Genomic DNA, 14,979 nt, shown 5'->3' on the forward strand with positions numbered 1-14,979 from the left:
GGTGGCCGCCGCAGTCGCTAGGCTATTGCAAGACGTTTGCAGTTGATAGGAGATCGCGGTGAACCCTCCTGCAGTACGGCTCGAGGGCGTGACGGCCGGGTACGCGGGCACCCGCGTGCTCCGGGAGCTGTCGTTCACCGTGGAGCCCGGCGAGCTGCTCGGCGCGGTCGGCCCGAGCGGGTCGGGCAAGACGACGCTGCTGCGACTGCTCACCGGGCAGGCGGAGACCTACGCCGGGACGGTCCGGGTGTTCGGTGAGCCGGTGCGCCGCGGCCGGCCGGTGCGCCGCGTCGGGTACGTGCCCCAGCTCGACGGCGTGGACTGGGACTTCCCGCTGACGGTCGAGCAGGTCGTGCTCCTCGGGCTCGCGGCTGACAGCCGGCGCGTGCCGTGGTTCAGCCGGGCGGAACGCCGGCGGGTCGGCGCGACGCTCGACCGGCTCGGCCTGGGCGGCCTCGGGGCCCGCCACATCCGCGAGCTGTCCGGCGGCCAGCAGCAGCGCATGTTCCTCGCCCGGGCGATGGCCCGCCGCGCCGAGCTCATCCTCCTCGACGAGCCGACGAGCGGCGTGGACCTCGCCACCCGCCACGACGTGCTCCACCTGCTCGGGGAGCTGAACGCCGAGGGCGTGACGATCCTGCTCACCACGCACGACCTCAACTGGGTGGCGGCGCACCTGCCGCGGGTGCTGTGCCTGAACGGCACGGTCGTCGGCGACGGTCACCCCGTCGAGGTGTTCACCCCCGACGTGCTGCGGACCACCTACGGCGCCGAGGTCCGGGTGATCCACCAGGGCGACCTCGTGTTCGTCGCCGACCAGACCCACGTCCTCGGACCCGTCCACGAGCCGCCGCGGCGGGCCGCTGCGCCGAGCCGGCGCGAGCGGTGACCTGGCTGGCCGAACCCCTGTCGTACGCCTTCTTCGTCCGGGCGCTGGCGGCGGGCGTCCTGATCGGCGCGATGTGCGGGGCGGTCAGCGTCTTTGTCGTGCTCCGGCGCATGAGCTACATCGGCCACGGCCTCGCGCACAGCGTCCTCGGCGGCGTCGCCGTGGGCGCGGCCCTCGGGTACCACCACTACGTCGGCGCGGTCGTCGCCACCCTCGTCGCCGCGCTGCTCATCGACCGTGTCGCCCGCCAGCGGGGCCTGCACGCCGACGCCGCGATCGGCATCGTGACCACGGCGATGTTCGCCGCCGGGATCGCCATCGTGTCGATGGTGCCCCGCGCGGGCGGCAGCACCGAGGCGCTGCTGTTCGGCTCCATCCTCGCGGTGACCCGCGCGGACCTCATGATGGCGGCGGGCGTGGCCGCAGCTTTTGCCGCGGTGCTGTTCTTCCTCGCCAAGCCGCTCGTGTTCGTGACCTTCGACCCCGAGGTGGCGGCCGTCCAGGGGGTACGGGCGGGGGTCATGGAAGCGGTGTTCCACCTCCTTACGGCCGGCGTCATCATCGCCTCCGTGCGGGTGCTCGGGGTCCTGCTCGTCGCCGCCGTCGTCGTCATCCCCGCGGCGCTCGCCCGGCTCGTGACGCGCTCGATCGCGGGCATGCTCGCCGTGGCCACCGCGGTCGGCGTCGTGTCGAGCGTCGCCGGCCTCTACCTGTCGTTCCACGCCGGTGTCCCGAGCGGCCCGGCGATCGTGCTCGTCGGCGCGGGCCTCTTCGCCGCCACAACCCTCGCCGCGTGGGCCGGCGCCCGTCTCGTTGGCGTACGCGCCCGCCGGGAGGCGGCCTTCGACGCGCCGCACCCACCGCCCGGGGCGCTCAGCCGGTTGGACTGAGCCGCCCCCCGTCCGCCAGTCAACCTGTCACCCGTCGCTCCTGGGCCCTGCGGAGCGGCGCGTGCGCGCCTCGGCCTACCCGGGCATCACGGCGGCGTGGCGTGATCGGGCTGCCGGATCGGGCGAGTCGCGGGGTGGGTCCTGCGGGGGGCCCTTGCGTGCCCGGCGTCGCCCCTTTCGCGGCAGGCGCCTGCCTGGGGGCCAGCCCTCCGGAGAGCGGCGCCGGGGCGCCGACGGCGCGCCGCGGCGAGCAGGCGGGCGGGGGCCGACGACGCCGACCGCTACCGCCCGAACCGCCGCAGTCGCAGGGAGTTCGTCACCACGCTCACGCTCGAGAACGCCATCGCGGCCCCGGCGATCATCGGGTTGAGGAGCCCGGCCGCAGCCAGGGGGATGGCGGCGACGTTGTAGCCGAACGCCCAGAAGAGGTTCTGCAGGATCGTCCGGTAGGTGCGCCGGGACAGCTCCATGGCGGTGACCACACCAGCGAGGTCGCCGCGGAGCAGGGTGAGGTCACTCGACTCGATCGCCACGTCGGTTCCCGTGCCGATGGCGATGCCCAGGTCGGCCTGGACGAGCGCGGGTGCGTCGTTCACGCCGTCGCCGACCATGGCGACATTCTCGCCTTGAGCCTGCAGCCGCTCGATCTCGCTCTTCTTGTCCGCGGGCAGGACGTCGGCGAGGACCCGGTCGCCCCGCTCGAAGTCGAACCCCGCCGCGCCGGCCATGGCGTCGGCCGTGCGGGCGTTGTCGCCGGTGATCATCGCCACGCCGAGACCCATGGCGTGCAGGCGGGCGACGACATCGACGGCACCCTCCTTGAGGGTGTCGGCGACGGCGAGCACACCGCGCACCTCGCCGTCCCAACCCGCGAAGACGGCGGTCTTCGCCTCGTTCTCGAGCCGCTCGGCCGCCGCGTCGAGCTCTCCGGGCAGGAGCAGTCCCGCCTCGGCGAGGAGCTTGCGTCGCCCTACCCACACGGTCGTGCCATCGACATCGGCGTGCACGCCGCGCCCCGGGACCGCGGCGAAGCTGCGCGCGGGGGGCAGCGTGCCGAACCGCGCGCGGGCGCTGTCAGCGACGGCCTGCCCGATGGGATGCTCGCTGTCGGCTTCGACCGCACCGGTGCGGCGCAGCAGCTCGTCCTCGGCGGTGCCGGGAGCGGTGACGATGTCGGTCAGCGCCATCTCGCCGGCGGTGAGGGTTCCCGTCTTGTCGAACACGACGGTGGTGATCCTGCGGGTGCGCTCGAGCACGTCGACGCTCTTGATGAGGATGCCGAGGTCGGCGCCGCGTCCCGTGCCGACCATGATCGCCGTGGGGGTGGCAAGACCGAGCGCGCAGGGGCAGGCGATGATGAGCACCGCCACGCCGGCGACGAGGCCACGCAGCGGCTGCCCTGCCAGAAGCGCCCAGCCGGCGGCGGAGAGGAGCGCCACCACGATCACCGTCGGCACGAACACCGAGGCGATCCGGTCCGCGAGCCGCTGTACGGGCGCCTTGCCGCTCTGTGCCTCCTGGACGAGGCGCACGATCTGCGCGAGCGCGGTGTCGGCCCCGACGGCGGTTGCCCGCACGGTGAGCACGCCGGAGGTGTTGACGGTCGCTCCGGCGACGCGGTCGCCGACCGCCTTCTCGACCGGCACCGACTCGCCGGTGAGCATCGACTCGTCGACGGCCGACGCCCCGTCCACGACATCGCCGTCCGTGGGGACCTTCTCGCCGGGACGCACGCGCAGGAGGTCGCCGACGGCCACCTCCTCGACGGGGACGAGAACCTCCTCGTCGCCGCGGAGCAGGCGGGCCTGCTTCGCTCCCAGCTCGAGCAGCGCGCGGATCGCCTGCCCGGCCCGACCCTTTGCGCGGGCCTCGAAGTACCGCCCGAGGACGAGGAACGTGATGATCATCGCGGCGGCTTCGAAGTAGAGGAAGCCGCCGGTGAAGAGCGCCACGACCGAGTAGCCGTAGGCGGCGAGCGTGCCCATCCCGATGAGCGTGTCCATGTTGGCGGTCAGCCGGCGGGCCCGGCGCACCATCTCGGCGAGGAACGGCCAGCCGACGACGAACTGCACCGGTGTCGCGAGCACGAACTGCGTCCAGCGGGCCCACTCCGCATGCATGAGCTCCATCGGCGCGATGCCGAGATCCGGCCCCATCGCGAGGTAGAGGACGACAAGGCTCGGGGGCCAGGCGAACACGACCCGCCGCAGCCACATCCGTTGGGCGCGGTCCTCTGGGCTGTCCTCACCGGCCTCCGGCTCGGGCGTGTCCCCGACGGGTGCGAGGTTGTAACCGATCCGGTCGACGGCGGCCCGCAGCTCCTCGACGCTCGTCTCGTCAGGCGAGACCTCGACGTGCGCCCGACCCGTGGCGAAGTTCACCTCGGCTAGCTCGACGCCGCGCTGGCGGGACAGGATGCGCTGCACGCGGGCAGCGCAGGACCCGCAGGTCATCCCCTCGACGGCGAAGTCGAGCGCCTGCGTGTCCGAGCCGGTCAGGGAGGTTTCGGCCACGGTCAGGCCGGTACCTCGTAGCCCTGCTCCTCGATGACGGCGACGAGGTCGGTGCGGCTCACGGTGTCGGGGTCATAGGACACCGACACGGTGGCATCCGCGACGTCGACCGTGGCGGTCTCCACGCCGTCGAGCGGCTGGAGCGCGCCCTCGATAGCCGCCTTGCAGTGCCCGCAGTGGATCTCGGGGACGCTGATGACTTCCTGCTTCATGTTCCCTCTCCTTCGGTGGGGGTGGGTCGCAGGACCCGCCGGTCGTACTTCAGGGTCTCCATAAGCTCGTCAACGATCTCCTCGGTGCGGCCCGCACGGATGGCGTCCGCCACGCACGTCTCGAGGTGGTTGCGGAATACCGTGCGGCTGGCTGCCTCGAGGGTGCCCTGCACGGCTGCGAGCTGCTTCATGACGTCGGGGCAGTAGGCGCCGGCCTCAACCATCCGCACAACGCCGTCAAGGTGACCCCGGGCGGTCTTCAGGCGGTTGAGAACCTGATCGTGGTACTGCGCCATGGCCCAAGCCTACCCCACCCCAGGTGGGGTGCAAGTGCGGGCGGCTAGCGCCCGAAGGCGATGCCGTACGCCGTCGCCTAGACCGGCGAGCATCTACCGCGAGCGTCACCGGGGCGAGCCTCGGCCCCTTGACGGCCCGGCCGCCCATGCCATGACGATCCGGCTGCTCATCGTCGACGACCAGGATCTCGTGCGCACCGGCGTGCGGATGATCGTCGAAGCGGACGACGATCTCGTGGTCGTCGGCGAAACCCGCGACGGGGGAGAGGCGGTCGCCAATGCCCGCCGGTTGCGCCCGGCCGTCGTGCTCATGGACGTGCGCATGCCCGGCACCGACGGGTGGAGGCGACCCGCCAGCTCCCGGCGCGCGAGCGCGACGTGTTCGAGGTACTCGTCCGGGGACGCTCGAACGCCGACATCGCGGCGGAGCTCTACGTCGAGGCCTCCACGGTGAAGACCCACGTCGCGCACGCCTTGGCCAAGCTCGGCCTGCCCGACCGCGTCTCGGCGGTGATCTACGCCTACGAAACGGGCCTCCTCGTGCCGGGCAGGAGCTGATCCGGAGGCCCCCGCGAGTCGCATTCGCGCGGCCGGCGGGCTACCCTTGCGCTCGCGCCGGGATAGCTCAGTCGGCAGAGCGATTCACTCGTAATGAATAGGTCCGGGGTTCGATTCCCCGTCCCGGCTCAAAGCCTGTAGCAGCGGGGGTTTCCGCCCCTCGACGGCAAGGGAGCTTGTAGCAGCGCTTCAGTTCATACGCCCTCCGGTCGTCGGGTCACCCAGGGAGTTGCACCCCGAGCGGCCGGAATGTGACATCGGCCTCGCCCCAGGTTCTCGTGGCCCAGGAACTTCACGCCGAGGGCCGGAGTGGCAATCGTCGCTCACCCAGCGCTTCGGCCGGGGGTGCTGGTTGCCCCGGCGCAGCCGCGTGCCGGCTGGCCACACCACGGTGCGCAGGCCGCGACCGGGTGTGGGCCGACACCGGACAGTCCGGCTGGCCGCACGGGACGCGCCGGTCACTCCTGGAACATGCCGGCCACGGCGCGGCGGATACCATCGACGTCGCCGGCCCGCAGCCGCTGCGCGGGCGACGCACCGTCCAGCCAGGTGTCGGGCGTCTCCAGCCAGTGCCACACCGCCCAGCCGTCCATGCCGTGCGCCACCAGCCGACCGACGATCTCGGCGACCTGGTCGTCAAGGGCGAACCCCGTGGTCGAGTTGGAGCGCGGGGACGAGGAACAGCCCATCGTGGGTCACGGTCACCAGCCGCCCGGCGTTGCGGTGCCGGCGATCAGCGGCGGACGGTGACTGGATCCCTGCCGGTCGCGGCGGCGATCTGATCGACGGTCACCGCGGTGGCGGAGGTCAACAGCCCGGCGTGAGCTGCATTGACCAGCCGGGCGTTCTCGACCGCGGCATGGTCCAGGACGGGCACCACCACCTGGGGCTGCACGAACTCGACCGTGGCCACTCCGCCAGTGTCCCCAGCGTGTCAACGAGATCGGCCCATCCCCCTCGGCCAGGCAAGTGGTGGCTGCTGCGGTGGCCGTCGGCTCGGGCCATGGCGGCGATTCAGGAGAACCGGCTATGGGCCGACATCACGCTCGCTGGAGTCACCTGCACGGCCCTACCTCCTCGTAAGTTGGCGAGTGATCCACCCTGGATTCGGGCTCAGTTCGGAGGTGCGAAGAACTCGAGAGCGATGCCGTCGGGGTCTTTGAAGCTGAGGCCTGAGCCGTAGTCAGCATCGATGATGCCACCGTGGGGGATGTCGAGGTTGTCGAGATGGGTCTGCCATGAGGTGAGGGCTGTCCGGTCGGGGCATGCGAAGGCGATGTGGTCGAGGCCGGGGCGGAGTTCGGTGAACGTGGCGTCTGTGTCGGTTTTGGGGTGTTGGTGGAGGCCGAGGAGGGTGCCGCCCATCATGAACACGGTGTGGTGGAAACCGGCATCGGTGGGTTCGTCGAGCACGGGGTCGGCGCCGGTGAGGCGCTGGTACCAGGGGCGGCTCACGGCCAGATCCTTGACGGTCACGGCGACGTGTCCGATCGGGGGGAAGTCAGTCATCGTTGTCTCCTTTTGTGTGGACGGTGAGTGCGAGAATGTCGGGTCGGGCGTAGTGCCCGATGGGGTCGAAGGCTCGGCGCCCCGCGGCGATCCGTGTGAGGTCCAGGGCCGCCGTCAAGGTCTTCGTGGCGCCGGTTACTGGTCCTTCGAGGATCTCTCCGCCGGGGGCGACGATGGTGGTGTTGCCGCGGGACAGGAAGTCTTCTTCGCCGCCGTAGATGTCGTCGGCGCCAGGGAGGTCGCGGGGTATGTCGCAGCCACGGAGGTAGGCGGTGACGCCGACGACGAAGACCTGGCCTTCCTTGGCGACATGTCTCAGCGTTGGGACCCATACATCGGTGTTGTCCCAGGTGGGGGCCAGCACGATGTCGACGCCCTTCTGGTAGAGGGCGGCCCGGGCGAGGGGCATGTAGGCCTCCCAACAGATCAGGGATCCGACCTTTACCCCACCGATATCGACGACGGTCAGCAGGGGTCCATGCCCGTTCGCCCAGATAAGCCGTTCGGCGCCGGTCGGCACGAGCTTGCGATGGAGACCCGCGATCGTGCCGGCGCTGTCGATGTAGACGACGGCGTTGTAGAGGGTGCCTGAGGCGCTCCGCTCGGTGATGCCCAGTGCGACCCACACGCCGGCGGCTTCGGCTGCGGTGCGGGCCGTGTCGAGTGCGGGCCCGGAGACGTCGACGGCCTGGTGCAGGAACCGGGCGTACCAGTCCTTGTCGCACCATGGGTTCTGGCGCCAGACCCAGTCGGGGTACCCGGGGACGAAGGATTCGGCGAACACAACGAGATCGGCGCCGTCCGCGCCGGCTTGGGCGATGTGGTCGGCGACGATGTCCAAGGTGGCGTCGCGGTCGAGGTAGGCGGGGGTGGCCTGCACGGCAGCGACACGGAACTCTCTCCCGAGGTTCATCGGGTGGCCACCGTGTGCTGATCGGCACGGGAGATCATCTGGTCGCCTTTCCGGTTGCGAGGTGTCATCCTTGAGGCGCTAGTCGCGGCCGCTTTCCGCCAGATTCCATCTGGCGATTTCCGGCTCGGCAGGAGACGTGCAGTGGCGGACGCGGGACAGACCGGGATCGTCGGGCGGGTGGGACCGCTGCGACGCCTTGGCGAGGCGATGTCTGCGTCGGCGCAAGGTCGTCGCGCGGCGATCCTGGTGAGCGGCGAGGCCGGGATCGGCAAGACCTCCCTGGTACGAGCTGCGATCGACATGTCCGCAGGTGACGCGATCGTCGGCTGGGGCACGGGATGGCAGGGCGGCGGCGCACCCGGGTTCTGGCCCTGGATGCAGGCGTTCGGCGACCTCGTCCGGACCGTCGGGACAGATGCCGCCCGTGAGGCCGCCGGTTACGACCATGGCGCGCTCTCGGTGCTGGTCCGGGAGTTCGGCGCGGCGGAGGCAACCAACGATCTCGGCCAAGACCGGCTGCTGCTGCTCGATGCGGCTGTTCGTTGGCTCGAGGCTCTGGCGCAGGACCGCCACGTCGTCCTGGTGCTCGACGATCTGCAGTGGGCCGACACCTCCACGTTCGACCTACTCGACCATGTGGTCGCCGCACCCGTGACCGCCCGCCTGCTCCTGATCGGCGCCTACCGGCACGACGAACTCGGCCATCACGACCGGGCGAGGGTGGCCACGCTCGCCTCCCACGCCGAGCATGTCCACCTCGACGGCTTGACGCTCGGAGAGGTCGAGGAGCTCGTGGAAGCGATGGGCGACCCGGCGACGGCGAGCACGCGCGCGTCCGAGCTGCATCGACGGACCGGGGGCCATCCGCTGTTCGTGAGCGAGCTCGCCAGGTTGTCCAAGGGCAGTCGGGCATGCCCTCTGCCCACCGTGGTGACCGGTGCGGTCAGCCGGCGATTGGCGACCCTGCCTGATGAGACCCGTGAGCTGCTGGAGTCCGCCAGCGTCCTCGGGAACCGGCTCCTGCCGGACGTGCTAGCGGCGGCGGTCGAGGAGACTCCTGCTGTCGTGGTCGACCGCTTGACGCCCGCCGTCGCCGCAGGGCTGATCCGGACCACGCCGGAAGGTGAGTTCTGGTTCACCCATGACCTTTTCCGAGAGACCCTCTACGACCAGCTCCACGCCACTCGGCGGTCGTTGCTCCATGGTCTGACCGGTGATGCCCTCGAGGCCCGCAGCGAACGGGGCGCCCACGTACCACCCGGCGACCTTGCCCGGCACTTCGCCAAGGCGGCGAGCGCATGCGAGGCCCCGAAGGCGGTCCACTGGGCCCGTGAAGCCGCCGCTGACGAACGGCGACGTTCTGCGTTCACCGAGGCTGCAGGGCATCTGCGTCGCGTCCGTGACGCCGTCATTGACGCAGGACGGAGCATCGAACCTGAGGTGCTCGTCGGGCTCCTGGTCGAGGAGGCGGACGATCGGGCGCGATCTGGAGATCCTGACGTTGCCCGCAGCCTGCTTGAGGCGGCCGCGAGGTCCGCGCCTGATTCGGTGCACCAGGCTGACGTGGCGCTGGCCGTGCAGCGCCTCGGCGCCAAGTTCGCTGCACCTCGCGACGCGATCATCGGTCAGCTTGAGACGGCACTCGAAACTGTGACCGGTGTGGATCTGCCCAGGCAGGCCCAACTCACCGCAGCGCTCGCCCGGGAGCTCCTGCACTCGGTCTCCTCCGACCGGGCGAGGGCCGGTCCCCTCAGCGAACAGGCGATCGCCCTCGGTCGACAGGCGGACGACGACGAGACCCTCGGCGCCTGTCTCCTGGCGGGCCACGACGCGCTGTGGCGACCGGGAACGGGGTCCGAGCGCGCCCGGCTCGGCCACGAGATCGCTGCGGTCGGACGTCGGCTCGGTGACACCGGCCGACTCGCCGAGGGCTTGCTCCTGGAGGCCAACGGACTGCTCGAGTCCGGTTCGGCCGGCTTCCGACCGGTGCTCAACCGTTGGTTTGCACTGCTCGACGAGCGTGACGAGCCCCGCGATCGTTACCTGACCGCGACCAGACGCGCCGCGCTGGCGCTCCTTGAAGGTGACACCGATCGAGGCGCGTCACTGATGAGCGAGGCGGCACGGATCGGTGAACAGATCCACGAGCCGGATACCGGCAACGTGCTCATGTCCCAACGGGTCGCGCTCGCATGGGCGCGCGATGATCCTGATGAGCTCACCGACCTTGCCACCGACGCGGTCCGGTGGTGGACCGGGACCCCCGTGGTTGCCCACGCCGTGGCGGCCGGCGCCTCCGCCGCCGCTGGAGATCTGGCCGTTGCGGAACGTTCGGTCGCCATGGTGGCGGCGTTCGGAGGGTGGCGCAGCCAAGGTTTCTATCCTCGCTCGCTCCTGGTCGTCCGCCTCGCAGAGGCGGCCATCGCCCTGGGCGACACCGAGCTGTGCCGCGAGCTCCTCACCGAGATCGACCATCTCACCGACAGCTGTGGCGTTAATGGCGCAGTCGTGGCTTTCGTGGCTCCCTTCGCTCATACGGCCGGCATCCTCGCCGGCGAGCTCGGCGACCAGGACATCGCCGACGCGATGCTGTGTCGATCGATCGCCACCGCCCGACAGCTGGGAGCCGACGTCTGGGTCCGCCGCGGCGAGACTGCCCGGGACACCCTCGCCAGGAAGCGAACAGAGGCAGCCGCCCCGGCTCTCGACGCCGCGGCGGCCTCCCTCACGAGATCCGGTAACGTCTGGACCGTCTCCTGGCGCGGAGAGCGCGCACAACTTGCCCACGTGAAGGGGCTGGCTGACATTGCCATGCTCGTGCGCCATCGCGGGCAGGAGGTCTCGGCGCTCCTGCTCGCTGGCAGTACCCAAGCCGCCGGGAGTAGCGATCGTCTCATCGATCTCGGGGCGCTCGGCGCCTACCGCGATCGCCTTGCCGAGCTGGCAGGAGAGATCGACCAGGCCGACAGCGACGGCGACATCGGACGCTCGGAGCGCCTCGAGAACGAGCGCGAGCACCTTCTCGCCGAGGTCCGGCGCAGCACCGGGCTCGGCGGCCGACTTCGCACCGGCGCCAACGAACCTGCCGAACGGGCCCGCAAAGCCGTCACCGCCCGCCTACGTGACGCCGTACGCCGGCTCGATGCTGTCGCTCCGCTCCTTGCAGCACACCTCGACCGGTCCATCCAGACCGGTCTGCGATGCTCGTACACCCCCGAGGGCGACGACGCCTCAGTCAGGTGGTACGTGGAGACCTAAAGAGATGGCTTGTCTAGATGCACTGTCGCCTCATACCGACCGTCCTACACCAGCCGCGCGGCAAACGAGGCGACCTGGACGGCCCGCACCCGGCAGCAACGCGTCGAGGGGTGGTGCCAGGCAGTGTCGGCGGCGCTGGACGTCCCGACCTGACCGTTGCGCTGGAGCGGGTCACCACGCCCACGCCGGGGCGGCCGGGCTCTGGTCGGCACATCTGTTCGCTGGATGCTGGTAATGTCCGCTAAATCAGCTGTCGGCCAGCGTGGCGAAGGCGGCGGTTGGGACGATGCCGTCGCTGACCTTTGTGAGGTGCTGGCGTGCCCGGTCGACGGCCGGACCCACCGGCGGGGTGAGGGAGGAAACCAATCCGGCGTGCAGGACCGCCGCTCCGCCGCCGGCGGTCAGTCGGGCCCGTGCTGCCCGGTCGGCGTCGGCCGGGGTGGCGTGGGCTGTGACGGCCACGTCGCCGGCGACCGACCGGGTTGCGGCGACCGCTGCCAGGCGCTGGGGCCGTCCGTTGGCGAGCTTACCGCCGAGGAACGCGAGCGCGGCATCGACCCAGCCCTCGGGTTCCCCCAGGAACGGCAGGACGTCGGGGATGCCTGGCTGCACGACGTGATGGCCGTCGGGCAGCAGGGCGAGGACCTCCGCGGTGTGCAGTCCGTTGCCGGGCGCGTCCGGCCGGTCGATCACCAGGGTTGGCACCGCGGTGCGGGCCACGAGGTCGGTCAGGTCGGCGGCGAACAGCATGCGAAAGAACGCGCGAGCGACCGCGGGGCTGGCGCCGCGCTCGCCGCCGCGGTCCAGCCAGTCGGTGAACGCGGCATCGCCGGTGCGGGAAGGCGCGAGGTAGCTGACCGCATCGCTGGCGCCCGGACGCCCGTCGATGTTGTCGATGACCTCATCCAGTTGCTCCTCTCCCCAGGCCGACCGAAGTGGCACGCCGGCCAAGACCAGGCGTGGGACGAGGTCCGGCCGGCGTGCCGCGAGGTGCATGGCGACGGCTGTCGAGGGGCCGCAAGCGATGACGGGGCTGACATGGACCCTCAGGTGGTCGAGGACCGCCGCGGCGTCGTCGGCCCAGCCTTCAAAGCCCAGCTGCGGGGGCGGGACCGGGTCAGACAGGCCCAGGCCGCCCAGGTCCATCACGACGACGCGGTGCCGTGCCGCGAGCTGCTTCAAGAAGGCTGCGGCCGACGGCTCCTCGATCAGCATCTCGCTGGGCATGAACAGGCCGTGGAGGAACAGCAGCGGCGGCCCCGCGCGGCCGAGCACCGCATGGCACAAAGACCGGCCGTCGTGCTCGGCGTAGCGAACGGGCATGCGGCGGAGTGCCGTTGCTGACCCGGTCAGCACCTCAGCTCGGGCGCGCTGCAAGGCCTCGCCCGGGTCGATGCCGAGCTCCCTGGACAGGGCGCTGCGCACGTCGTCGAAGCGGGACATGGCCTCGTCGCGTCGACCGGCAGCGGCAAGCGCCCGGACCCACAGCGCCCAGAGCGTCTCGTCAAACGGGGCGTCGGCGCACGCGGGGGCCAGCACCTCCGCTGCTCGTACCGGGCGTCCGAGCCCCAGGAGCGCCTTCGCGAGGGCGGCCACGCCCTCAGACAGCAGCCCGGCCAACTGGGTGCGGGCGATGTCAGCGGAGACGGTCGACAGCTCGGCGTAGGGCGTACCCCGCCACAGGCTCAGCGCCGCCTGGGCGGCCGCCTGGGCGGTCTCGTGGTCGCCGACCTGCCCGGCCGCGACGGCGTGCGCCAGCAGTCCCTGTGCGCGGTTGACGTCTAGTGCAGCGGCCGGCACGTCCAGCCGGTAGCCGTCGGGGCCCGATACGAGGTGCTGCGGGCCCAGCACATGGCGCAGGCGGCTGACGTAGGACCGGACCGTCTGCACCGAGCCACCGCCAGCCTCACCCCAGAGGACCTCGACGAGCCAGTCGGCGGGGACCGCCGCCGGGTACGCCAACGCCAGGGCGGTCAGCACCGCGCGCTCCCGGGCGCGCGGCAGTTCGATGACGGTGCCGTCCATGGTGGCCACCACGCGTCCCAGCACGTCCACGGTCAGGGCCATGACGCACGCTAACCCGGCCGTCCCCTGCACGCCACCCATCCCCCGGCGGAAGGCGTTGCACGGCGTGTCACGGTCGCGCCACCGTCGTGCAACGACACGGGCGCACCGTGCTGGGCATGGACACCGCGACCCAACAACTGGTCACCTCGACGCCCGTCCTCCTCGGGGTGGGGGACCCCACGCCAGCTGCGTGGTGTGCGGCCAACGAGAACGCCCTCCCCGGCATGGCGCCGAGGAGCACAGCCCAGGGCGATGCCGGCCGCGGCCGCGGCCTGCACGTCGAGGTCCATACGACCACCGGCCGGCCCGACCGCCTCGTCGCCGGCATCGCTCGCACCATCAGCGGCCAGGTGATCGCATGACACCCACGCGCTACCTGGCCGCCCGGCTGTGGGACGGTCTCGGGTCCCTGGTGCACCGCGGCGCGGTCGATGTCGTCGACGGCACCATCACCGCCGTCGGTCGGGCCGACCGGCTGCCCCCGTCCCCGCCGGGCGCGGTCATCCGCGACCTGGGCGACGTCACGCTGCTTCCAGGGCTCATCGACACCCACGTCCACGTGACGTTCTCCACCGGCACGGACGTGGTCGCCGACTTCGAGCGCGACCGGTCCGTTGAGGGCGGCGGACCGCTCCTCGCCCACGCGCAACGCAACCTCGGCATCGCGCTGGACGTAGGCACGACCACCGTCCGCGACCTCGGCACACCCGCGCCGATCGCCACCGCCATCCGCGCTGCAGTGGCCGACGGCACGCTCCGCGGTCCGGACGTGATCACCTCTGCATCGCCGCTGACCACACCGGGCGGTCACTGCCACTTCCTGTCCCACGAGGTCGGGCCGGACGAGGACCCGGCCGCGGCCGTCGACCGGGCGGTCGAGGCCGGCGCCGACCTGATCAAGGTCTTCGCCTCAGGTGGGAACCTGACGCCCCACTCCTCGCCGCTGGCGCGTCAGTTCGACCGCGCGGCCCTGCAGGCCATCGTCGGCGCCGCGCACCGGCGAGGACTGATCGTCGCCGCGCACGCCTTCGGTCACGACAGCGTCGTCGACTGCGCCGCCGTCGGCGTGGACACGATCGAGCACTGCGCCTTCCTCACCCCCGCCGGTCCGGTGGTCGACGCCGAGACGCTGGTGCGCATGGCCGGCGACGGAATCATCGCCGTGCCCACGGTCGCATCGGGTCCACCACCCCCTGACTCCTTCGACCCGACCACCGTCCCGCTGGCCATCAGAGAGAAGATCGAGGCGCTGATGCGCCTGTTTCCGCTGGCCCGCGATGCCATCCGGGCGATGGTGGAGGCCGGCGTCGAGCTGACGGCCGGCACCGACGCCGGCATCCCGAAGCGACCGTTTGACTCCCTGACCGCCTCCGTTGCCTGGTTCGGCTCTGCCGAAGGGCTCGGCATGAGCACGGCCGAAGCGCTGGCAACGGCCACACCATCGCGGCGCGGGCCTGCGGCCTGGAGGACCGCGGCGCCCTGCGCCCTGGACTGCGGGCCGACCTGCTGGCCGTGGACGGCAACCCGCTCACCACGCTGGCCGACCTCACACGCACCCGCGTGGTCGTCCTCCAAGGAAAGGAGGTGGTGAACCGCGCTGCTGCCGTAGCTTAGCCTCGATGTTTCACGCGGCTGCTGATGGGGGCGCGAATGTCGCCGGTCCGAGCCGGGGGGTGACGGGCCGTTGGCAGTAGGCGGTGTAGTAGCGGGCGGGTGACCCGGGCGGCGCGTTGACGCCCCCTTTTTGGGCGCGGGTGGCTGCGGCCGTGGCCGAGGGAGGTTCGTGGTGGTGGGGGTTGTCAACGTCCAGCGGAGGCGGCCTGCCCGGTCAGGTTGCGGGCAGCGGCAATGCACGCAGCCGCCCGAACGCGGCG

General features: G+C 71.4%; 14 protein-coding genes and 1 tRNA gene. 7 read left to right on the forward strand and 8 right to left on the reverse strand.

Going from position 1 to position 14,979, the window contains the following annotated elements:
- Positions 1-58: 58 nt before the first annotated feature.
- Positions 59-889, forward strand: a complete 831-nt coding sequence (locus VM324_11725) for a metal ABC transporter ATP-binding protein (protein HVL99950.1) — start codon at positions 59-61, stop codon at positions 887-889.
- Complete coding sequence (locus tag VM324_11730) at positions 886-1,779, forward strand: metal ABC transporter permease (GenBank protein ID HVL99951.1); 894 nt, start codon at positions 886-888, stop codon at positions 1,777-1,779. The genes VM324_11725 and VM324_11730 overlap by 4 nt, the downstream gene beginning before the upstream one ends.
- A gap of 281 nt (positions 1,780-2,060) precedes the next feature.
- On the opposite strand, the gene VM324_11735 is transcribed toward VM324_11730, so the two are convergent.
- The 3 genes from VM324_11735 to VM324_11745 are packed head-to-tail and all read right to left on the reverse strand — an operon-like array spanning position 2,061 to position 4,800.
- Complete coding sequence (locus tag VM324_11735; protein HVL99952.1) at positions 2,061-4,292, reverse strand: heavy metal translocating P-type ATPase; 2,232 nt, start codon at positions 4,290-4,292, stop codon at positions 2,061-2,063.
- A 2-nt stretch (positions 4,293-4,294) separates the two neighbouring features.
- Positions 4,295-4,504, reverse strand: coding sequence for a cation transporter (locus tag VM324_11740; protein HVL99953.1), 210 nt, complete (start codon positions 4,502-4,504; stop codon positions 4,295-4,297).
- Positions 4,501-4,800, reverse strand: coding sequence for a metal-sensitive transcriptional regulator (locus VM324_11745; protein ID HVL99954.1), 300 nt, complete (start codon positions 4,798-4,800; stop codon positions 4,501-4,503). Before VM324_11745 ends, VM324_11740 begins: the two co-directional genes overlap by 4 nt.
- A gap of 339 nt (positions 4,801-5,139) precedes the next feature.
- On the opposite strand from VM324_11745, the gene VM324_11750 reads away from it, so the two are divergent.
- Positions 5,140-5,358 carry a LuxR C-terminal-related transcriptional regulator gene (locus tag VM324_11750; protein ID HVL99955.1) on the forward strand — a complete coding sequence of 73 codons (219 nt, stop codon included), beginning with the start codon at positions 5,140-5,142 and terminating at the stop codon, positions 5,356-5,358.
- A gap of 56 nt (positions 5,359-5,414) precedes the next feature.
- Positions 5,415-5,487 (forward strand) — tRNA-Thr (locus VM324_11755).
- A gap of 329 nt (positions 5,488-5,816) precedes the next feature.
- Here the strand turns inward: VM324_11755 and VM324_11760 are convergent.
- The 4 genes from VM324_11760 to VM324_11775 form a co-directional block, all read right to left on the reverse strand.
- Positions 5,817-6,047, reverse strand: a complete 231-nt coding sequence (locus VM324_11760; GenBank protein HVL99956.1) for a hypothetical protein — start codon at positions 6,045-6,047, stop codon at positions 5,817-5,819.
- A gap of 44 nt (positions 6,048-6,091) precedes the next feature.
- Entirely contained in the window at positions 6,092-6,271 is a 180-nt protein-coding gene (locus tag VM324_11765; protein HVL99957.1) for a hypothetical protein, read from the reverse strand.
- A gap of 200 nt (positions 6,272-6,471) precedes the next feature.
- Complete coding sequence (locus VM324_11770; GenBank protein HVL99958.1) at positions 6,472-6,867, reverse strand: VOC family protein; 396 nt, start codon at positions 6,865-6,867, stop codon at positions 6,472-6,474.
- Positions 6,860-7,780: a carbon-nitrogen hydrolase family protein gene (locus tag VM324_11775; GenBank protein HVL99959.1), complete on the reverse strand. Its 921-nt coding sequence runs from the start codon at positions 7,778-7,780 to the stop codon at positions 6,860-6,862. Before VM324_11775 ends, VM324_11770 begins: the two co-directional genes overlap by 8 nt.
- Before the next feature lie 141 nt (positions 7,781-7,921).
- Here VM324_11775 and VM324_11780 point away from each other — a divergent pair, with 141 nt between their 5' ends.
- The gene (locus VM324_11780; protein ID HVL99960.1) at positions 7,922-11,038 is read left to right on the forward strand and encodes an AAA family ATPase; all 3,117 of its coding nucleotides are present in this window, start codon (positions 7,922-7,924) and stop codon (positions 11,036-11,038) included.
- A 246-nt stretch (positions 11,039-11,284) separates the two neighbouring features.
- Here the strand turns inward: VM324_11780 and VM324_11785 are convergent, their stop codons facing one another.
- Positions 11,285-13,105 (reverse strand): alpha/beta fold hydrolase, encoded by a 1,821-nt coding sequence (locus VM324_11785; GenBank protein HVL99961.1) that lies wholly within the window; start codon positions 13,103-13,105, stop codon positions 11,285-11,287.
- A 116-nt stretch (positions 13,106-13,221) separates the two neighbouring features.
- Here VM324_11785 and VM324_11790 point away from each other — a divergent pair, with 116 nt between their 5' ends.
- Both VM324_11790 and VM324_11795 read left to right on the forward strand, forming a co-directional pair.
- A complete protein-coding gene (locus tag VM324_11790; GenBank protein HVL99962.1) occupies positions 13,222-13,467 on the forward strand; it encodes a hypothetical protein in 246 nt (81 codons plus the stop codon).
- Positions 13,464-14,696 carry an amidohydrolase family protein gene (locus VM324_11795; protein HVL99963.1) on the forward strand — a complete coding sequence of 411 codons (1,233 nt, stop codon included), beginning with the start codon at positions 13,464-13,466 and terminating at the stop codon, positions 14,694-14,696. The genes VM324_11790 and VM324_11795 overlap by 4 nt, the downstream gene beginning before the upstream one ends.
- Positions 14,697-14,979 lie beyond the last annotated feature (283 nt).

The sequence above is a fragment of the Egibacteraceae bacterium genome, from assembly GCA_035540635.1.
In the GTDB taxonomy this organism is placed as follows: Bacteria; Actinomycetota; Nitriliruptoria; order Euzebyales; family Egibacteraceae; genus DATLGH01.